At 39.1% G+C, this 21,060-nt stretch carries 18 protein-coding genes and 1 pseudogene; 5 read left to right on the top strand and 14 right to left on the bottom strand.

Annotated features, from left to right (window positions below; all coding sequences use genetic code 11):
- Window positions 1–193 precede the first annotated feature (193 nt).
- The 12 genes from A6749_RS13370 to pruA form a co-directional block, all read right to left on the bottom strand.
- Window positions 194–943, bottom strand: coding sequence for an aspartate/glutamate racemase family protein (locus A6749_RS13370; RefSeq protein WP_066390219.1), 750 nt, complete (start codon window positions 941–943; stop codon window positions 194–196).
- A gap of 99 nt (window positions 944–1,042) precedes the next feature.
- The gene (locus tag A6749_RS13375; RefSeq protein WP_066390223.1) at window positions 1,043–2,392 is read right to left on the bottom strand and encodes an MFS transporter; all 1,350 of its coding nucleotides are present in this window, start codon (window positions 2,390–2,392) and stop codon (window positions 1,043–1,045) included.
- Between the two features lie 124 nt (window positions 2,393–2,516).
- Window positions 2,517–3,284, bottom strand: coding sequence for an aspartate/glutamate racemase family protein (locus tag A6749_RS13380; protein WP_066390225.1), 768 nt, complete (start codon window positions 3,282–3,284; stop codon window positions 2,517–2,519).
- Window positions 3,285–3,320: 36 nt separating this feature from the next.
- A complete protein-coding gene (locus A6749_RS13385; RefSeq protein ID WP_066390228.1) occupies window positions 3,321–4,070 on the bottom strand; it encodes an aspartate/glutamate racemase family protein in 750 nt (249 codons plus the stop codon).
- A 79-nt stretch (window positions 4,071–4,149) separates the two neighbouring features.
- Window positions 4,150–5,268, bottom strand: coding sequence for a M24 family metallopeptidase (locus tag A6749_RS13390; RefSeq protein ID WP_066390229.1), 1,119 nt, complete (start codon window positions 5,266–5,268; stop codon window positions 4,150–4,152).
- 237 nt (window positions 5,269–5,505) lie between these two features.
- The gene (locus tag A6749_RS13395) at window positions 5,506–5,820 is read right to left on the bottom strand and encodes a cupin domain-containing protein (RefSeq protein WP_066390230.1); all 315 of its coding nucleotides are present in this window, start codon (window positions 5,818–5,820) and stop codon (window positions 5,506–5,508) included.
- Window positions 5,821–5,836: 16 nt separating this feature from the next.
- Complete coding sequence (locus tag A6749_RS13400; protein WP_066390233.1) at window positions 5,837–7,573, bottom strand: hydantoinase B/oxoprolinase family protein; 1,737 nt, start codon at window positions 7,571–7,573, stop codon at window positions 5,837–5,839.
- 1 nt (window position 7,574) lies between these two features.
- Window positions 7,575–9,617 carry a hydantoinase/oxoprolinase family protein gene (locus A6749_RS13405; protein ID WP_066390236.1) on the bottom strand — a complete coding sequence of 681 codons (2,043 nt, stop codon included), beginning with the start codon at window positions 9,615–9,617 and terminating at the stop codon, window positions 7,575–7,577.
- Between the two features lie 19 nt (window positions 9,618–9,636).
- Window positions 9,637–10,182, bottom strand: coding sequence for a helix-turn-helix domain-containing protein (locus A6749_RS13410; RefSeq protein WP_066390239.1), 546 nt, complete (start codon window positions 10,180–10,182; stop codon window positions 9,637–9,639).
- 524 nt (window positions 10,183–10,706) lie between these two features.
- Complete coding sequence (locus A6749_RS13415) at window positions 10,707–11,711, bottom strand: proline dehydrogenase family protein (RefSeq protein WP_066390241.1); 1,005 nt, start codon at window positions 11,709–11,711, stop codon at window positions 10,707–10,709.
- A gap of 58 nt (window positions 11,712–11,769) precedes the next feature.
- The gene (locus A6749_RS13420) at window positions 11,770–12,021 is read right to left on the bottom strand and encodes a biotin/lipoyl attachment domain-containing protein (RefSeq protein ID WP_066390242.1); all 252 of its coding nucleotides are present in this window, start codon (window positions 12,019–12,021) and stop codon (window positions 11,770–11,772) included.
- 89 nt (window positions 12,022–12,110) lie between these two features.
- The gene (pruA, locus tag A6749_RS13425) at window positions 12,111–13,661 is read right to left on the bottom strand and encodes an L-glutamate gamma-semialdehyde dehydrogenase (protein WP_236719793.1); all 1,551 of its coding nucleotides are present in this window, start codon (window positions 13,659–13,661) and stop codon (window positions 12,111–12,113) included.
- A 222-nt stretch (window positions 13,662–13,883) separates the two neighbouring features.
- Between pruA and A6749_RS13430 the strand changes: the two genes are divergently transcribed.
- On the top strand, window positions 13,884–15,296 hold the full coding sequence (locus A6749_RS13430; RefSeq protein WP_066390246.1) for a sigma-54 interaction domain-containing protein: 1,413 nt from the start codon (window positions 13,884–13,886) through the stop codon (window positions 15,294–15,296).
- Window positions 15,297–15,688: 392 nt separating this feature from the next.
- On the opposite strand, the gene A6749_RS28125 is transcribed toward A6749_RS13430, so the two are convergent.
- Together A6749_RS28125 and A6749_RS13435 are read right to left on the bottom strand one after the other, a co-directional pair.
- Window positions 15,689–15,958 (bottom strand): hypothetical protein, encoded by a 270-nt coding sequence (locus tag A6749_RS28125; RefSeq protein ID WP_127484460.1) that lies wholly within the window; start codon window positions 15,956–15,958, stop codon window positions 15,689–15,691.
- Between the two features lie 176 nt (window positions 15,959–16,134).
- Entirely contained in the window at window positions 16,135–16,587 is a 453-nt protein-coding gene (locus A6749_RS13435; RefSeq protein ID WP_066390247.1) for a helix-turn-helix domain-containing protein, read from the bottom strand.
- Between the two features lie 437 nt (window positions 16,588–17,024).
- On the opposite strand from A6749_RS13435, the pseudogene dcuC reads away from it, so the two are divergent.
- The 4 genes and pseudogenes from dcuC (at window position 17,025) to A6749_RS13455 (ending at window position 21,037) form a co-directional block, all read left to right on the top strand.
- A pseudogene (gene dcuC, locus A6749_RS13440) lies at window positions 17,025–18,437 on the top strand (C4-dicarboxylate transporter DcuC).
- A gap of 135 nt (window positions 18,438–18,572) precedes the next feature.
- Window positions 18,573–19,016, top strand: coding sequence for a YbaK family protein (locus tag A6749_RS13445; RefSeq protein ID WP_066390248.1), 444 nt, complete (start codon window positions 18,573–18,575; stop codon window positions 19,014–19,016).
- A gap of 85 nt (window positions 19,017–19,101) precedes the next feature.
- The gene (gene cwlD / locus A6749_RS13450; protein ID WP_066390249.1) at window positions 19,102–19,833 is read left to right on the top strand and encodes an N-acetylmuramoyl-L-alanine amidase CwlD; all 732 of its coding nucleotides are present in this window, start codon (window positions 19,102–19,104) and stop codon (window positions 19,831–19,833) included.
- A gap of 151 nt (window positions 19,834–19,984) precedes the next feature.
- Entirely contained in the window at window positions 19,985–21,037 is a 1,053-nt protein-coding gene (locus A6749_RS13455; RefSeq protein ID WP_066390253.1) for an Mrp/NBP35 family ATP-binding protein, read from the top strand.
- Window positions 21,038–21,060 lie beyond the last annotated feature (23 nt).

Genomic DNA, 21,060 nt, shown 5'->3' on the forward strand with positions numbered 1-21,060 from the left:
TAAATCCGCATTTTCCTGACGGTACCCCTATTTGACTTTAGAGGAATAAACTAAATCACCTGTCTCCTTTATCGATTTAAGAGGAGACAGGTGATTAAAACTTTCACTAATATTAAGCCCGTTTTTACCACAAAACAGTACCTTTAAGTTTTATCCTTATTTCTTATATCGTTCTTACGAAAATCACTTTTCACTAAGAGAATACTCCCCACTTATTCATTTCTTCTGCAGCCGGAGATTGATATCCAATTAATTTACTATGTGTCCAGTTAAATCTTTTCTTTAATTCTACAAGATACTCTGCATACTTAAAAGAGGCTAAGCCTGGATCAATAACCGGTACCCTTAATTCCTCTTGTAATTCTTCATAAAAACCAAACTCTGCAGTACAACCCAGCACAATTACATCTGATCCCTTATTTTGTATGGCATTAAGGGCAGCCGCACGAATTCTCCTTTTAGTTTCTTCATGATCTTTCTGGAAATCATGTACCTTTATTTCTACTGACTCAAACGATGCAAGTTTTTCTATAAACCCGTATTTATGGACATTTTCCTTCATTTCCGGAATACATTTTCTTTCGCTCACAATTATTGAAAAGTTTTCTCCTAGGGTGGCAGCAAGATGAAGAGAAGCTTCAGATGGCCCAATAATGGCCATCCTTTCTGCCACCTCTCTGCAGGCCCTTAGGCCCGGATCATAGAAACAGCCAATGACTGCTGCATCGTACCCGCTAGCTTCTGCTTTTTGCACCTGATTAATTAATTCTGGCATAATCATAGCATTATAGGTATTGTATTGAAGGTGTGTAGGTCCAACACCTTTGAAAGAAATAACATCAACAACAGTACCAGGATCTTTTGCTGAATTAAGCAAATCCCGATACGGTATATCAAATACATCTGTATGCAACGGATTTATATACAAAATTTTCTTTTCCATTATGGTCCCCTTTCGTCTCATAAAGTTATCTCGTGAGGTCTACTAACCATTTTATGAATTACATATTGAATATTCAGTAAATTTTATATAATTATTCAGCTAATCCAAAATTTTCCCTTCCGTCTCTGGTAAGAAGAGTAACGTAATCATAGTAACAACCACAAATACTTCTATAAAAGAAACAGTTGCTACAAATGTCCAGCCCAAACCAATTACAAGACCTATAATAGAAGGGGCAAAAGTATTAGCCCAACGTTGTGAAGCTGCACCAAAGCTATATCCAGTTCCCCGAATATTCGTCGGATAGATTTCCCCGAACCAAGTATTCCATACTGCCCAAGCTCCCTGATTGAAGAATGATAGAAGGAAGTTAAAAAGGTATAATTCAACCATGTTAGACGAAAAAGCAAATAAGAAACCGCTTATAGCTGCGCCGGTTACAAAAAGAAATAGTATCTTTTTCCTTCCAAATTTAGCTGTCAAATGTGAAGCTAATACATAACCTGGAATTTGCATAATGGAGGTTAAAGCAATAAAACCTAAGCTTTCTGACATTGATAGTCCTTTTTCCATTAATAATGTAGGAATCCATGTATACAAACCCCAATAGCCAAAGGCAAGAGTAAAGTTAATAATTGTTTGCAATGTTGTAAGTTTTAAAATCTTGCCTTTAAAAATCTCAAGATAACTTCCTTGTTTGACTTTTAAAATTTCTAGCTGGACATTTTCATCTACTTTTACCTTTCCATCGCTCAGATAATTAATAATCTGTTTTGCTTCCTTTTGTCTTCCTTTTGATACTAGCCAATATGGAGATTCAGGTAGTTTCATTAGCACAAGGGCCCATAACCCAGCCATTGAACTTATAAAGAGAACAGATCTCCAACTTGCTAATAATCCACCTATTTCAGTTGAGAGTGCAGTTATCCCTACCGCAATTAGAACACCAAAAGGCCAGCCCGAAGATAAGTAACCACTTGCTTTTCCACGCTGCTTTACCGGCAATAATTCACCAAAGTACGGAAAAATACAAACAAGTACTCCAGAAATTGCTACACCAGCTAACAGCCTTGAAGTATAAAGCATGCTAAAGTTAATGGAAAAAACACTAATCAATGAAAAGATAGAAAAACCTATTAAACTATAAACCATTGTTTTTTTCCGACCTATTTTATCGGCGATGATCCCAAAAATATAAGCTCCCGGTATCATCCCTAAATAAATTGAACCAATTAGTGAACCCACTTGAACAGTCGATAAGTTAAACTCGGAAGCAATTGAACCACTAACAAAAATGATGACCATTAATTCCCAAGCTTCAACGATAAAAGCGAAGAATATCGCAAGTCCAATAAAAGCATGTCTCTTTGTAAAGGGCATATCATTAAAATATGAGCCCACCTGAACCTTTTCCCCTGAATTATTAATCATCAACGATTGCTCCGCCATAATACTCCTCCTTGGGAATGAATAGTTTAATCCTCTTTACTTTGGGGAATTGTACAGTAGTGTGAATTATCAATAAAATGTTTTGATAATATAACCATGTACTGGGGTTAATATGTTAATTTTTTTATAAGCTTGCTTTTTGTTTAAAAAGGCCCCATTCATGTATCTCCTTATCTGGAGGAGATTGATATCCAATTCTCTTACTATGGCTCCAATTAAATTTTTGCTTCATTTCTACAAGATATTCTGCATATTTAAATGGGGCTAAACTTGCGTCAATAATAGGAATTTCTAGTTCTCTTTGAATTACATTAAAGAAACCAAATTCCATTGTGCACCCCAAGATGATTACATCCGCCCCGTCAATTTCCATTGCTTCTCTTGCAGCTTGTTTAATCCTTTTTTCTGTTTCAGCATGATCCTTTTGAAAATCTGTTACTCCTAAATTGACAGATTTAAAGGAGGCGAGCTTATTTATACAACCGTATTTATGAACATTCTCTTTCATCTCTGGAATCCACTTATCTCTACCTACAATAATAGAAATACTTTCTCCAAGTGTAGAAGCAAGATTTAAACTGGCTTCTGCTGGAGCTGTTATTACCATTTTTTTAGAAATTTCCCTAGCTGCTCTAATTAGCGGATCATAAAAACAACCAATAATCGCTGCATCATAGCCATCCTTTTCTGCCTTATAAATGGTCTCTAGCAATTCTGGCATTATCATTCCTTCATAACAATTGTATTCTAGATGAATTGGTCCAGGCGCTGGTTTTAATGAGACAACATCCACAATCGTATCAGATTGTTTTACCTTCTCGTATTCTTCCTTAAATGTTTGATTATATAATTCAGTTGTGACCGGATTAATCCATAAAATTTTCTTGCTCAAATTGCTCACTCCTTCCTATTAATTCAACTTACATGTTTAAAATAGTTGAAATTCCTCAACTTCATCCTTGGGAGGTGACTGATACCCAACTTTCTTGCTATGAGTCCAAGAAAATTTTTGCTTTACCTCCACTAAAAACTCAGCATATTTAAGTGGTGAAAGAGTAGCATCAATAACAGGAACACCTAATTCATCTTGTAAAGAATCAAAAAAGCCAAACTCCGCTGTACAACCTAATACGATTACATCAGCCCCATCTTTCTCAATTGCTTCAATGGCAGATTCTCTGATTCTATTTTTTGTCTCTTCGTGGTCTTTCTGAAAGTCATGGACTCCTAAATCAATAGATTTAAAGGAGGCAAGTTTGTGTATAAATCCGTATTTATGAACGTTTTCTTTCATCTCTGGAATCCACTTTTGTCTCCCTACAATAACTGAAAAATTTTCCCCTAAGGTCGTAGCTATGTGTAATGCTGCCTCTGCCGGTGCAGTAATAACCATTTTTTCGGCTACCTCGCGACAAGCTCTAATTGCAGGGTCATAGAAACAACCAATAATCACTGCATCATAACCATCCTCCTCTGCCTTTTTAACTGTCCTCAATAATTCGGGAATAACCATAGCTTCATAGCAGTTGTATTCCAGATGAATAGGTCCTTGTCCTGATTTAAAAGAAACAAGATCCACAATTGTTTCTGGACTTTTGTATCGATTTAATTGTTGGGTATAATCCTCATCAAAAACTTCAGTGTGGAGTGGATTAATAAACAAAATCTTCTTTTTCAATATCTTTCCTCCTAAACATATTGTATCCTTACAAAGAGGGTTATCCCTTGAAGTAGCTAACAGATTATTTTTTGCTATCTTAATATCCCTTGTCCATTTCAATTTTTGAGCTTTTAGTGACAATAAGATCTCTCGAAAAATTATTTATACTCTCATGCCCCTCTGATGTAACTAAAACAATATCTTCGATTCTAACGCCAAATTTATCACTTAAATAAATTCCAGGCTCCACACTAATGACCATCCCAGGTTCTAAAATTTGACTGTTATTAAAGGTGACGTAAGGTTCCTCATGAACATCAATCCCTATACCATGACCCGTTCGGTGAGTAAAGTTTATTCCATAACCAGCATTGCTAATAATATCTCTAGCAATTTTATCAATTTCCTTTAATGCAATTCCTGGTCTAATAGCTTTTACTGCCTCATCTTGTGCTTTTTTAACCACTTCATAAACTTTTTTCATTTCTTCAGTTGGTTCTGTTTCCACTACAATTGTTCGGGTGATATCGGAACAGTAATGATTTTTAACCCCTCCCATATCAATAACCACCATATCCCCCGACCTTATAATTGTCTTATCAGTTTGATGATGAGGAATAGCTCCATTTTTACCTGTACCAACAATTGGGTTGAATGACAGCTTATCTACCCCTTTTAGAGCAAATAACCGTTTAATTTCATCTCCGACTTCTTTTTCGGTCATACCTGGACAAATATATTCAATTATTTGTTCAATAACTTCATCGGCTATTTTTCCGGATTCCCTTAGGAGATCAATTTCTTCTTCATCTTTATACAATCTTAAAGATTGTATGATGCCTGCTCCCGTGGTGAAAGATACATTTTTCTTGTATTCCATCAACTCCAATAGTTTTCCACTAGGCCAAGAATCATCAATAGATACAGCAGCAAAGGGATACAGCTTTTTAGCTAGCAATTCAATAGCATTGTCACCATCTTTCCAAAACTCAATTTCAAAAGGTTCAGTTATTAGGATTTCTTCCTTTGACATTTCATGTACAATTATGACTGGTTTTCCGTTTTGAGGAATAATGATTGCTTGTAATCTTTCATGAGAATCAAGCCATGTTCCGCTAAAGTAGTAGAAATTCGATGGAGAGGTTACCACTACTGCTTGTATATTTAATTCTTGTAATTTTATTTGAGCTTGAAAAATTCGGTTTTTAATTATCATTTTTTATCCCTCCTCTTAACTTTCACTGTAATCTGGAGAATCCTTTAGAAAATCTAGAGGCGTATACACGCTAGATTTAGATAAAAAAGAACACGGTGCGTGTGTTAAATAGAGTGTACCTTCCACATTCAATGAAAGAATGTATCCAAATCTTACAAATAAATTGATTTACATGTATAACGCCTCACCCTTAAAAGGGTATATTATATATTCTGATTCAATAGTTTAAATACCTGATTAGCTTTTAACTAATGCATAGACCAATTCAACCGCGCTGTCGCCTTCATTGACACACCAATGCTTTTCTCCTGCAGGAATATACGATGCTTCCCCCTCATTGATTTGGTATGGCTTCTCTCCGCTTTCACCAGATAAAGAGCCTTTGAGAATATAAGAATATTCATGTTCTTCATGGGTAGTCGTTCCTTCTAATGGAAGACGTGCTCCAGCTGGGATGGAGACAAAGCCGAATTTCACTTCAGCACCTTGGAACTGGTCTTTAAAAAGAGTTTGGACGATTTCATCGGTTACTTTTGGTTCTGTAATTTTCATTTCGATTGCCTCCCAATTATGCCTGTCTGCCTGGCAGTTCTTTATATTCGAAAGTCTCTGGATCTACTTCTACCAAGAAGTGCTCTTTTGCCTCTTCAGCTGTGAAATATCCATTCTTTACATCCTTAGCCACTTGAGCAGCTGGACGATTAAGTGGGCTTCCATAGCCGCCGCCTGTTCCTGTCATCAGGCGGACCACATCATTCTTCTGAAGCTTGTACCGAGGGTAAACCCCGTATGGACCATCGACTTCACCATTGGCTTTATGAATGTAAAACTCATTTGGTGATCCTTCATGGCCTTTTTCCATACCCCATGGGTAGAATTTATTCCGGCCATAAGTAATAGTTGCCGCCTGACCATCGCTCAATGCGCGGTAAGCACGGATGACTCCTTTACCACCAACATACTCACCTGCACCGGCTCCATTGCCATCCTGGCGAAGGCTGTATTCATCGATTAACACACCGTAGCGTGTTTCAGCTACTTCAACAGGAATGTTATAGGTTTCACCATCAGCGATACAGAATTGACCGGAAGCACCATCTTGTCTCATACCTCCGCCCCAGCCTCCTACTGATGGTTCAACAATCAGGAATGGCTCATCTGTATCTTGGTGGTTTCCAGTTAAAGTAAAAGAACATACAGACAAATGATGTCCTGCTGTTAGGCGGTTTGGCAGTTGCGGCGCTAGTGCTTTCCATACAAGATCCAGGCTGCCTAGCAGAGTTTCAAAATAGTTGGAAACAGGAACTGGTCTTTCTGCTGACATAATGGATTTTTTATCCACAATGACCTTAAGTGGTCTGAATACACCATCATTGACGTCCTGCTCGGGGTTGGTGATTGCTAAGAAGATTACCCGTACCGCTGACATTAGCCCCGTATAGGAACAATTCATCGGTCCTGGTACCTGCGGTGAGCTTCCGCGGAAATCGCAAATGAACTCATCGTCTGTAATGGTTACTTTTACTTTAATTGGGAACGGCCCATTACCAACACCGTCTGTATCAATGAAATCCTCTGCTTCAAAAACGCCTTTTGGTAGCTTTTGAATTTCTTGGCGGGAAATCGTTTCGCCATGATCTAACAGGTAATTAACAGCTGCTATTATGGTATCTTTCCCATGTTTACCACAGAGCTCTTTTAATCGGCGGTCACCTGTGCGTAACGCCGCCACTTGTGCCCACATATCCCCTAGTGAAAGATCTGGGAAGCGGACATTGGAACGAATGATTTCAACGATGCCTTCGTTTAGGCGGTCTGCTTCGTAAAGCTTGATGCAATTAAATTGAAGTCCTTCCTGGAAGATATCAACCGCATCATTGGTAAATGAACCGGGGTCCTTGCCGCCAACTTCTGTCCAGTGCGCTTTGTTGGCAGAGAATGCGATTAGCTCTCCTTCATAGAAGATCGGCATAACAAGACCGACATCAGAAAGGTGGGAGCCCCCGCCGTTGTATGGATCGTTGATGATGATGACGTCACCAGGCTGTAGCTTTTCGCCAGGGTATTTCTTCAAGGTTTCCTTTACCATGAAGGTAAGCATTCCGATGAATCCGGTTACACCATTGCCTTGAGTAAGAAGGTTTCCTTCGGAATCCGTCAACCCGCTGGCATAATCGAGCACTTCATAAACGATGGGGCTCATGGATGTACGAGCTAGAGCGACGAACATTTCGTCCCCTGCAGCTAAAAGAGAGTCTTTAACGATTTCCAATGTAAATGGATCCACTTTGACATTCGTTGTCATATTACTTCTCCCCCATTTCGATAATGATGTTTCCGAAGTCGTCTAGATGTAATTGCTGTCCTTGGTAGATCACTGTAACCGCAGCCTTTTCTTCCACAATGGCTGGTCCGTGAACGACTTCATTCGGCGGAAGCACTTCACGGTCATAGACTGGTGTATTGACCCATCCTTGTTTTTCATAGTAGACATTACGGTCCTCTTTCTTCGCTCCCTCAACGGAACCTGTGCGTGTCACTTTTCCGATTGCAGGTTTTGGCACTTTGCCAAAAGCGGTTACGTGAAGATTCACGATTTCAGTCGGTGAATCTTCTAGCTTGAATGTATAGTTCTTTTCATGAAGTTCATGGAACTTCGCAATGATTGAGTGCTTATCTTCTTCTTTCCACTTGCCATTCGGTACTGGCACTTTAACAGTGTGCTCTTGTCCGAGGTAGCGCATATCTGCAAAGCGATGGAATTCCACCTGATCAGCTGTCATTCCCTCATCTTCGTAATGAGCAAGGGCATGTTTCTCGATTTCTTCCCATTGATCATCCATTTCAACAAGAGTCAGCTCATTCAAGCGTTTGATGTATGTCTTGATGTAGTCATGACGAAGATCCGTCATAAGCATTCCCCAAGCAGAGAATACCGGTGAAGCAATCGGCACAACGACTTTCTTCACACCTAGCTCAAGAGCAAGTGCTGGCGCATGCATCGATCCGCCCCCGCCAAATGCAAGCAGTGTGAAGTCTTGCGGATTGTGCCCTTTACGGATGGAAATCAATTTCAACGCATTAAGCATGTTCGAGTTAGCAATTCGGATGATGCCAAGTGCTGCTTCTTCAGCTGTAATGCCGAAATGGTCCCCAATTTTCTTCTGAATCGCATCTTTGACATTGTTCATGTCTACTTCATAGTCAAAGTTTTTGGGAGATAGACGGCCTGTTAATAGGTTGGCATCAGTGGTTGTCGGCTCTGTGCCGCCTAATCCGTAGGCAACTGGTCCTGGATAAGCCCCGGCTGACTGAGGTCCAACTTTCAATGAACCTGCATTGTCGATCCAAGCGATAGATCCGCCCCCGTTTCCAATTTCAACGATATCAACAACAGGCGCTTTAATTGGGTATCCTGCATGGCGGCTGTCTTTTTCAATATAGTAGTCAGTGGAAACCTTCACTTCTCCATCTTCAATGAGCGAACATTTAGCTGTTGTACCACCAATATCAAAGGCAATAATATTCTTTTCCCCGATTAGTTCGCCAAGAACAGCAGCTCCGAAAATCCCGGCAACCGGTCCGGATTCAACCATGTTAATTGGCGCTTCTTTTGCATTGTTGAACTTGGTAGTTCCGCCATTGGATTGCATGATATAGCGCTGGTCGATTTCGATTTGCGCTCTTAATTCCTTGTCCAATTTATCAATGTAAGTTGTCGCAGTTGGCTGCACATAGGCGTTTAGAACAGCTGTATTTGTTCTCTCGTACTCGCGCCATTCTTTTGTAATCTCGTTTGATGCGGTAACGAATACTTCTGGCCAAAGCTCTTTGATGATTTTTACTGTCTCTTGTTCATGTGATGAATTTACATAAGAGTGCAAATAGGAAACGGCAATCGCTTCCACACCCTCTTTTTTAAAGTAATTGACGCATGCTTCGATTTCTTCCCTTTTTAGAGTAGAAAGAACTTCACCTTTGTAATTGAGGCGCTCGTCCACTTCAAGTCGCAGATGACGCTCGACAAACGGCACCGGCTTTTTATAGCGGACATTGAATAAATCCGGTCTGTTTCCTCTTGCAATCTCTAAAATATCCCGGAATCCTTTTGTGGTAATGAGACCCATTTTTGCGCCCTTACGCTCTGTCAGGGTGTTAATGATAACCGTCGTACCGTGAATAAACATGGACAGCTGTTCAGTTTTTACGCCAGCTTTATCAATAACGTCAAGGACTCCTTTTTCGAAATTTGGCGGGGTAGTATTGCTTTTTGCAATCCCAACGTAGCCTTGATCGTCAACGTATACTAAATCTGTAAAAGTACCACCGATATCTGTTGCTACTCTCATTTCTTTTACACTCCTTTAATTAGAAAATGATTGGTGTTGTCACGCTTAGAATGAATGTTTCTTCCGAAGTAGGATTTTCCCATTCGTGTACAATTTCAGAAGGAAAATGAATGGTATCTCCGGTTGTCATGCGGTAGCTCTCATCGTTTAAATGAAAGATCACGTCACCTTTTAAGATGTAATAAAATTCCTCGCCTAAGTGACTGTGTTTTTGCTCCTCTTTCAGGTAAGGAGGAAGAATAACCATCATCGGTTCAAGCTTTCGATCGGGAAAAGTGCCTGATAAACGGGCGTATTTTTGCTGCCCGCCATTCACTTTGAAAAACTTCTGTTCCTGTTTTCTTAAAAAATACAACTGTTTGTACTTTTCATCCTCAAAAAAGAAAATCATCGATACCCCTAGGGCATCAGCTATTTTCTTTAGTGAGGTAATAGAAAGGGATGAGGCTCCCCTTTCAATCTGTGATAAAAAGCTAAGCGATAAGCCAGTTTCTTCACTTAATTCCTTTAAAGTAAGGTTGTTTTGCGTCCTTAAAGCTTTGATTTTCTTATAAATATCTTCCATATAAACACAACTCCTAATAAATTGTAGGTCTACTGTAACAAGATAGAGTTGAATTACATAATACAACAAATATTTACTGTGTAACTGTAATTATTATGAATATAGCATAACAATTATCAGAAATAAATATAATTTTAAAATTTTCTATATTATTTGTTCAAATAAAAAAATAAAAAAAATATGGTTTTACAATAAAATTGTAACTTCTTTATGGAATTAAAATTAAAGAGGATTAATTTTACCTTTAAAGGGGGGAAATCAATTTTTAATTTATTGAAAAGGTGTATTCCCACAAGCAATGGGGAAAGTCCTAAAAGACGCATGCTTACTATTTATCTTTAATAAAAAAGCTGGCTTGCAAGATGTTTCTCCTTGCAATGACACGGCAGAGGAATGTTTAATTATCTGTCCTTTCTTTTTCGAATAGGCTCCTTGAATACATAAAAAAAGAAACACTTTACTTTTGTATAGTGTTTCTCTCAATGTCCATTCCTTCAATTAAAAATAAAAAAGGATTTCCAAACTTACTTTTGTTCTTTAACTGAGGATATCTTATTGTACTTATTTAAACCAATAACTCGGCCTAATAAAAATGCTCCAGCTGTTAAACCGATAACCGTGTTGGTCTTCTTGTTTAAAACCTGACTAGCAACAAGTTTTAAATTTTGGGGTCTTTCAGCTAACCGCCTCATGAAATAACCATACCAATCTTCACCGAATGGAACATAGGTGCAGAAATTATAGCCTTCTTTAGCTAATCCAAATTGAAGCTCTTTTCTAAATCCGTAGAGCATCTGAAATTCAAATTTCTCTTTCGGTATCTTATGTTCCTTAACAAAGGATTTGATTTGATTGATGACACGATGGTCATGTGTTGCTATGGAAGTAAATTTACCATTTAATAAATGCCACTTAATAAGTTTGATAAAATTGGCGTCAATTTCTTGCTTCTCTTGAAAAGCATGTTCCCCAGACTCTTTATAGGCTCCTTTAACAATTCTAAGGCGGAAATTTTTATATTTTTGGAGGTCCTCTTCTGCACGATAAAAATAAGCTTGGATAACTGTTCCAACATTATCAAATTCCTTTGATAGCTCGTCAAGTATATCAAATGAAGGCTGCAAATGACTTTGATCTTCCATATCAATATTGATAAACATGTGATAATTACTAGCTTTTTCCACAATTTCTTTCAAGTTATTTAAACAAAAATCATAATCGATATCTAGACCTAGCTGAGTAGCCTTTAGCGAAATATGAGCATCTAATTGATTGGTATTAATCATATCAATGGCTTTTAGAATTTGCTCCTTTGCCTTTATCGCTTCTGATCTTTCAAAAACAAATTCGCCTAAATTATCGACTGTACAGGAAATCCCAAGAGAATTTAACTCTTTAATGCTTTTCATTGTTTCTTCCAAATTTGTTCCAGCAACAACACTCTGTGCTCCAAGTCTAAGTCCATATTTTTTGGCAGCCTGATTAAGAAGCTGGTTTTTAGATAGTCCTATAAATAAATCCTTTATCATATCAATTTCCCCTTACAATAAAATGATTTAAACATTAAGTCATCAGAGAATATAACCCCTAATCACTAGCCTGAGGGGAGTTATCCAGCTCGATAGAACCAATGATCATATTTTTGGTGATTTGATCCCCTTCATTTACACAAAAATCGATTACCTTCCCTCCTGAGCTTTGTTGAAATCCCTCTATTTTTCCATCTTCTTTTCTAACATAGAAAAGCGTTTCCCAATCATAGATGTAATCATTAATGCTGATATTAATTTTCTGGACTATACCAGAGAATGGGCATTGTAATTGCTGAACCATCTTCATTTTCATATCACCCTTTTTAATAAATGGTAAATTTTCTATCGCCCTATAAAACAATTTAGATGGCTAACTAGATACATCAATTATTTAATTTATTTACTTATTTGTTCACTTATCGTCTTAGCCTGCATATGCAAAATTAGATAGTCTGGGCCGCCAGCTTTTGAATCCGTTCCAGACATATTGAATCCGCCAAAAGGATGGTAACCAACGACAGCACCCGTGCACCCGCGATTAAAGTAAAGGTTCCCTACATGAAATTCTTTCTCGGCACGCTCAATATGTTTACGGTTATTCGAAATTAACGCACCTGTAAGTCCATAATCTGTGTTATTAGCAATCTCCAACATATGTTCAAAGTCTTTCGCTTTACAGATTGCTAGAACGGGGCCAAAGATTTCTTCCTTCATCAAACGTGCATTTTCATCGACATCCGCAAAAACGGTCGGCTGGATATAATATCCTTTGGATTCATCTCCCTGTCCCCCTGTGACAAGGGCTCCTTCCTTCTTTCCAATCTCGATGTACTTCATAATCTTTTCAAAAGATTTTTCATCAATCACCGGTCCCATATATGTGTTTCCTTCAGCAGGATTTCCAACAGTCAAAGAGTTTGTTAATGCCACAACCTTTTCAACCACTTTATCGTATACATCCTCGTGAACGACTGCCCTTGAGCATGCGGAACACTTTTGACCGGAAAACCCAAAGGCCGATTTAACAATTGAAGATGCAGCTAATTCGACATCCGCATCCTGGTCAACGATGATTATATCTTTCCCACCCATTTCGGCAATCACACGTTTTAACCATTTTTGGCCTGGTTGAACCTTTGCAGCACGCTCATAAATACGGCAACCAACCTCGCGAGAGCCGGTAAAGGAAACAAATCTAGTCTTTGGATGATCGACAAGATAATCGCCAATTTCCGAGCTGCTCCCTGGAACAAAATTAATGACACCATCAGGTAGCCCAGCCTCCTCCATGACTTCCACAAATTTCGCAGCCACCACAGGGGTATTATTAGATGGTTTTAACAGAACTGTGTTTCCTGCTACTACAGCCGCTGCTGTTGTACCTGCCATAATGGCCAATGGAAAATTAAAAGGGGAAATGATAATACCTACTCCCAAAGGGATATAGTGAAATTTATTCTTTTCTCCTTCCCGGCTAAGAACAGGTACGCCATCTTTTAAATCCAACATTTGCCGTGCATAGAATTCAAGGAAATCAATGGCCTCCGCTGTATCTGCATCGGCTTCAGGCCAAGGCTTACCAGCTTCTTTCACAAGATAGCTTGAAAACTCATGTTTACGTTGACGCAAAATAGCTGCAGCACGAATAAGGATATAAGCACGCTCTTCGGGGTCTTCATGTTTCCATATTTCAAAAGTATTCAAGGCGTATATCATAGCCTTTTCAGCCAACTCTTTATTAGCTAAAGAGACATTTCCTATGACTTCCCCTTTATTTGCCGGGTTTATAGATACCACTTTTTCCTTTGTAATTAGGCGTTCTCCGCCAATTAAAAGTGGGTAATTTTGACCCAACTGTGCTTCAACAGAATTTAATGCGTTTTGAAACTGTAATTTGTTTTCTTCTAATGAAAAATCAGTAAAAGGTTCATGTTTGTATTCTGGGATCCTATTTTTAGTAATCAATTCATATCGACTCCTTTTAATAAAAAAATGCTTTATTCAATAAAAACTATTGCAATAAACATGCCAATTTTAATAACGCTGAAGAATACAAATTTTCAGTAAAATTCATTTACATATATCCCAGAAAACTGTATCCTTTATATACAAAACTTGTATATAGTGTATATTATCTAAACACATTTTGTGAAATGATGAGGTGTTTTAATGAAATCGGAAAATCCCTTTGCTGCTGAAACATTACAGACATTATTAACCTCTCTAGAAGAAGCAATATCAGTTATTAATACACAAGGGCAAATCCTATATTGGAACGAGGCTGCGGAAAGAACTTATAATATAAAAAAAGAGGATATTATCGATAAGAATATTCGAGAATTCTTCCAACATGAAGATATTATGCATTTAAGAGTACTAGAAAATCAGCAACCCGTTCGGGATATGTATCATATCCCTCGTCCAGACAAACACGTATTAATAAGCACCACCCCTATTTATAATCATAAAAATGGATTAATTGGCAGCTTGTCCATCGAAAAAGATATTACCTCAACCATCAAGTTAAATGAAAAATTATCATCACAGTCCAATGAACTGCAAGAATTAAAAATGTACTTTAATCAAAATAACTATGATGACCCTTTTAGCAAAATAAAAGGTAGAAATCAATCCATGCAACTGTTAATAGATGATACCAGGAAAATAGCACAAACGGATGCTGCTATTCTTATTAGCGGGGAAAGCGGAGTTGGCAAAGAATTGTTTGCACAAGCCATTCATGAAAAAAGCCTACGAAATGATAAGCCGTTGATTGCTATTAATTGCGGTGCTATTCCAGATGCATTGTTTGAAAGTGAATTATTTGGTTATGAAGAAGGAGCCTATACAGGCGCAATCAAAGGGGGGAAGCCTGGGAAAATGGAACTAGCCAATGGGGGTACCTTATTTTTAGATGAGGTAGGTGAACTCCCACTAGAAATGCAAGTGAAGCTTTTAAGGTCCCTTCAAGATCAGGAAATTTTCCGAATAGGAGGAGTAACACCTAAAAAGGTGAGTGTGAGGGTTATCGCTGCAACAAACCGCAATTTAGAAAAAATGGTTTCAGAAGGAACCTTTCGAGCAGATTTATATTACCGATTAAACGTATTTTCGGTTCATATTCCACCACTTAGAGAACGTAAAGATGATATTCCATACCTGATCCATGATTTTTTGAGGGAATTTTCCTACAAATATAATAAGCCCAATCTCACCATTCATAATGAGGCTACAAATAAATTAAAACATTACCAATGGCAAGGAAATATCCGAGAATTACGAAATATCATTGAAAGACTTGTAGTTCTTGAAGATCAGAATCTAATTACAGAGAATGATATCTATCGCGTTATACCTAATCTTAAAAAGGATTCCTCACCCTCCATTAAGATTAAGGAATTCTCACTTACTGATGAAAAAGATCAGTTAGAAAAAATGCGTATTATTGACACACTTCAAAATTCGTATGGAAATAAAAGTATGACTGCAAAGAAATTAGGGATTACTCGTGCAACTCTTTATAAAAAGCTAAGAAAATATGGAATTATTTATAATAATGTGATTTTCAAAGACCAAGATTAACTCCTATACCTGATTAGAAGAACATTGAATCAAAATTAAAAACAGACATTAAAAGATAACTCAAATTTTACCTTTTATTAGTAAAACTTAGCCCAGCGAAGCGGTCCCTTTACTTGGGGTGGCGCCCGTGGTATCGCGAAAGCGAAATTTGCCCCTAAGCGTAGCGCCCTAAAGGGACGGAGCTTTTTGGCAAATACCACCACGGGTGCAGGGGCCCCTAGTCAAGGGGGGCGATATTCAAAGACGCACTCTATCTATACCCTTTTGATAAAAAGAACTTGCGCCCGCGCAAGTTCTTTCCTTTCTTTCTCGAATTAGCTTTCAAAAGGGGCTGGCAATGATTCGAAAAGGATCTTCCGACCATAGAGAGGAAGGTCCTGGTGCTGTGTTGATTACGAGAGGTTTTTCCTCGTAATGAACGCAGCAGGCGAATGATTGACAGCCCCCTTCTTCGAATGGGCTGTCGAGGTTTTGCACCATCGAATAATCTTGAATTCTTCGCTTGTATGTGCAGTTATTTGCTTTTCTCTGCAGAGCTGCAAGTGATTCGGAAGTGATCTTGCGACTGCCAGTGGGAGCAAGGTCACGGTGCGGCGGTTATTGCAGGTGCTTTCCCTGCAATGCCCGCCGCATCCGAATGACTTGCGGCGGTCCCTAGTCAAAAACGCCGGCCTCATTAGATAAAAAATGAACATGGTGCGGGGTTTGCACGATGTTCATCTCCTTGTCTTTAACCTTAATTCAGGGGTTCCGAAGCAGTTGCGAGCTATTCGGAACGTCTACCTCTCATTTAACCAGTTCTTCATTTTTTCTATACTATCAGCATAAGGGCGTTTAATTAAGTTCTTTCATATCGTGATAAGGTGCTGCTTGAAACCCCCATCTCCTTGGAAGCGTCTAATATACTTAAATTTCTTTGCTTCCTTTCCTTGCTGATACTCTCCGGGCTGACTTCCTTTTCCTTAACTGTTTCTATGGTTACCGCAACTTTTTCTTTGGCTAAGCCTTTCAACATTTGTGATAAATCCATAGTGTTATATGCTTTCTCTTCAACCAGTATTACATCCTTTTCATCTTTAAAAGTTGTAATCTCTGCTGAAGGAATAATCTGGACACTTTCCTTCAACCAGACGTTTACAAACCAATTTCGTTTTTGCTCAATTTTTGTTTCAATGAAAGGATCTTTATACCGCCATTCTTTTATAATGCAATCTTCTTGAAGGGTATCGAGGATTTCTTCAAATTGTTCCTTAATCCTGGATCCGTATCGTGGATTTACATCTAAATCCATGACCTTTAATAACCCTTTTTCTCCGCCAATATAATAAGCTCTTAAATAATCCGCGCTTCTTTGACGAATTCTCCATTCCGGGTAGTGACAGCTTCGCTGGTACTACCCCTTTATCATTGTTTATATGTAACCGTAGAAAGGCGTTTAAGGACTTGACTTGGAGCCTCTGTGGGTACGATTTGTCTTGAAAGGCTGATTCTAAAATAGAACCCTAAATGGTTCAGTTTTTATTGTAAGAAATGCTTACCGTTGTAAATGCGCATTTTCCTGACTCTGCCCCTTTATGGAGAGTTTATCAGTTTGTATATAGATGGCCCATAGTCTTCTGGAAGCTTGCGGGGCAGAGGAACATAAGCCCCGCAATATTTTATAAAAAATCCAAGAGAAAATAACATAAATATTAAAAGGGGAAAACACTTATGGCAACCAACCTTGTAATGTATGCAGCGGCCGCGATTGCTGTGGCAGTAGTCGTCTATATGTTAATTAAAAAAATGGATATTAAAATTTCCCTTTTCTTAATGGGAATCCTCCTTATTTTGCTGAGCCTTGGAATGGGAAAAGAAATAGCTGTTAAGGATTTTGTCTCAACCGGTTCTTTTCTTCTAGACCCGCTTCAAGTGATTGTCCAGCAATTTAAGGAAACCTTTAGTGCTGCCGGTTTTGTCATCCTGATCTTAGGTGGTTATACAGCCTATATGTCAGCCATTGGAGCAAATGATGTCACGGTTAATGTATTAACCAAACCAATTTCAAAGTTTAAATCTGTGTATGTATTAGTTCCAGTCGTATTTTTACTTGGAAATTTACTATCCCTTGTTATTCCTAGTGCTTCAAATTTAGCAATTATTTTATTAGCAACATTATTTCCAGTCTTAAAGCGGGCAGGGATGTCTTCTTTAACGGCCGCCGCCATTATTGCAACCTCTGCCACAATTATTCCAACTCCATTAGGAAGCGATAACGTTGCGATTGCTCAGGAGTTGGCCAAGCATCAACTATTTGCAAACTTATCTGTAACAGATTATGTCTTTAAATACCATGCGCTTGTGTGAATTCCTACATTAATCTTTATTGCTATTGTTCACTTCTTCTGGCAAAGAAGAATGGACAAAAAGGCTGCTGCAAAATCAGGGGGCCAAACAGAAGCTAACATTAAGGTTGAACAGGCTGTCGAAATTAACGGCGGCAGATTATATAGAACAGTGTATGCATTACTGCCGATTTTCCCAATTGTTCTGCTCTTAGCGGCTTATGGAATGCAAATGGCCACGGGTACAGTGATCAATATAAGTGTTGAGGTTGCAACAATTGTATCGTTTATCCTTGCAATTATCTGTGAATTAATCAGAAACAAAGGAAATAAGAAGGTTTTAGCTGATACCGAGGTCTTTTTCAAAGGTATGGGCGGTGCTATGTCAATCGTTGCCCTGCTAGTAGCTGCGTCAGTCTTTGTCACCGGTTTAAAATCAATCGGGTTAATTGATGCACTTCAACAGTCCATGCAAAACTCCCAAGGCAAAGGTTTAGATTTCGTTTTACCTCTGATCATGGTAGCAGTAACCGGACTTATTACGTTGTTAAGCGGAAGCGGTTTAGCATTATTCTTTGCAATGGTTCCTCTAGTTGTTCCGTTAGCGGATGCAGCTGGTATTAACCCGATTGCGATTTCTGTTCCTATGGGATTAGCAGGAAACCTATTTAGGGCAGTCTCACCGGTAGCAGCAGTTGTGTTAATTGTTGCGGGTACAGTGAAGGTTGAACCGATTGAGATTGTGAAAAGAACGTCTATACCGATGATTGCAGGTGTGGTATTTATGTTCATTTTATCAATGGTACTATTTCTATAGATTTTATTATAGGCTCCTTACCCATAGGGTTAAGGGGCTTTTTTAGTACGATAAAATTTGGCAATTGGAAATCCGCTTACTCTTTGCATTTCTTATGAATCCGGGTTAAAGACTAGTGCTAAGAGGTGAAAAAGAGTGACAGTTATTACAACCTTTAAAGAAAAGCGACGCGAAAAGCAAATTAAATATGAACGTTCTGTATTGCGGGAGTTATCGGTTCAAGCTTTAAAGGAGCGGGTTCAACAATATTTTGGCTCTACAAGAATTACCTCAAACGTGATCATGCATGCAGGTGTGGAAGAGGCTTGCTACGATGTTGCCCTTGAAGCTTATTTATTGGGGGCAAAGTTCAGCAAGTTTGGGTATTACGGCGAGGATATGGAAAAAGTGCGCATGCGCTGCTTTCAAGAGGAAAAACATTTAATTGATACGCTATACAATTTTCTTTTATATTGGGGTACCGGCCAGGAAGGCGCAATGAGCGAGGCACTTTATTATCAGTGTGAGCAATACGTTCATGTCTGGTGGCGCGAGGGCTATGAAAAAGGGCAGATGCGCCACAAGCTGCGGCTTCACTGAAACAACAGAATAACAATTCATTTCTTCCTGTTCTAAATTTCACACTTGTCCCATATATTTTACTGTTTAGTAAGAGCGGGAAGGAATGATTCGGTTGTTAAATCGCAGATGGAAAGTGATAAGTTTTTCTATTGGATTAATTATCTTATTTTTAATTTTACAGCATGATTTTTCCAATGATGATTCATGGAAAACGTGGAATCTTCCTTTGTCAGGAAAAATTATTTTGCTTGACCCCGGACACGGCGGACCGGACGGCGGAGCCGAATCTGGAGATACACTAGAAAAGGACATTGCCTTAGAGATTACTTTAAAAGTCCGCGATTATCTGCAGCAGCAAGGGGCGCTTGTCGTGATGACGCGGGAAACTGACAAAGATTTGGCGGACCCCGGCACAAGGGGCTACAGCAGGAGAAAAGTAGAGGATTTGAAAAAAAGACTGGAAATGATCAATAACTTTGACAATGATTTCTTTGCCAGTATTCACTTAAATGCGATTCCGTCTGTAAGGTGGAGCGGTGCCCAGACCTTTTATGCCCCTCACCATGAGGAAAATGCCCGAGCTGCTAAATTCATTCAAGAGGAACTTCGCAAAAACTTGGAAAATACCAACCGTAAAGCCAAGCCAATCAGCCAGGTTTATATTTTAAAGCATGCAGAAAAACCAGGGGTATTGGTTGAGGTGGGTTTTCTATCCAATCCGGGTGAAAGAGAAAATCTAAAAAACGAATCCTATCAAATAAAGGTGGCAGAATCCATATATAGGGGAATTCTGCGTTATTTTACGAATGAAAAGGAATTGAAAGAAACAGATTAAGCGGGAAGGGGAGAAATACCTTCCTTATTTTTTTGCTCGAAAGGTTTTCAAGGTAATGATAGGACTTAGCTGTGATTCAGATAACTGTTTCTGGATCCGGTTATGGTATACTTAGAGAAGGAAATGAATTCATTTGTGAGGTGTATCGTTCATGTTATCAGAAGCAAGAGTCCGAGAGGTTGTTGGCAGCCTTAAAGAACCATTTTTACATAAAACATTGGCAGAATTAAATGCTATTGAAGAAGTGAAAGTTAAAGAAGAGAAGAATCATGTTAGTGTCAAGGTGCAGGTTGCAAGAACCGGTTCAAGTGAACAGCTTGAGCTGCAAACACAAATCGTTAACGCGCTGAAAGGAGCAGGAGCGGCTACTGTTGGGATCCGTTTCACCCAGCTGCCGGAAGAAGTGCTAGCTGCCCATCGCCATGCTGAACCTGAACAGGAAAAGAATCTCCTTAACTCCCAAACGACAAAATTTGTCGCTATCGCCAGCGGTAAAGGCGGGGTTGGTAAATCAACCGTATCCGTAAACTTAGCGGTGGCCCTTGCCCGGCTTGGGAAAAAGGTCGGCTTAATCGATGCCGATATTTACGGGTTCAGTGTTCCTGATATGATGGGAATTACAAAACGCCCGGTGGTCCGCGGGGAAAAAATTATTCCGGTGGAACGATTCGGGGTTCAAGTGATTTCCATGGGCTTCTTTGTGGAAGATAATGCACCGATTATTTGGCGTGGTCCAATGTTAGGAAAGATGTTAAACAGCTTCTTTAATGAAGTAGAATGGGGCGATATTGATTACTTACTGCTAGATTTACCGCCGGGAACTGGAGACGTTGCTTTGGACGTTCATACTATGCTGCCGCATTGTAAGGAAATTATCGTAACCACACCGCACCCAACTGCGGCATTTGTCGCGGCACGTGCCGGAGCGATGGCACTTCGAACTGAGCATGAGATCCTGGGTGTTATTGAGAATATGGCGTATTTCGAAAGTAAGCTAACCGGCGAAAAAGAATATGTATTCGGCCGTGGCGGCGGTGAAAAGCTGGCGGAGGAATTAAATACGGAAGTCCTGGGGCGTTTGCCGCTCGATCAGCCTGACTGGAATGAAGAAGACTTCGCACCGTCGATCTATCAGAAAGACCATCGCCTTGGAAAAATTTATAACGAAATTGCAGAAAAAGTAGTCGATTGTTTAAATAAATAATAGCTAAAGCCTCTTCCTGCTAA

Origin of the sequence: Neobacillus mesonae (genome assembly GCF_001636315.1) — a bacterium.
GTDB lineage: Bacteria > Bacillota > Bacilli > Bacillales > Cytobacillaceae > Neobacillus > Neobacillus mesonae.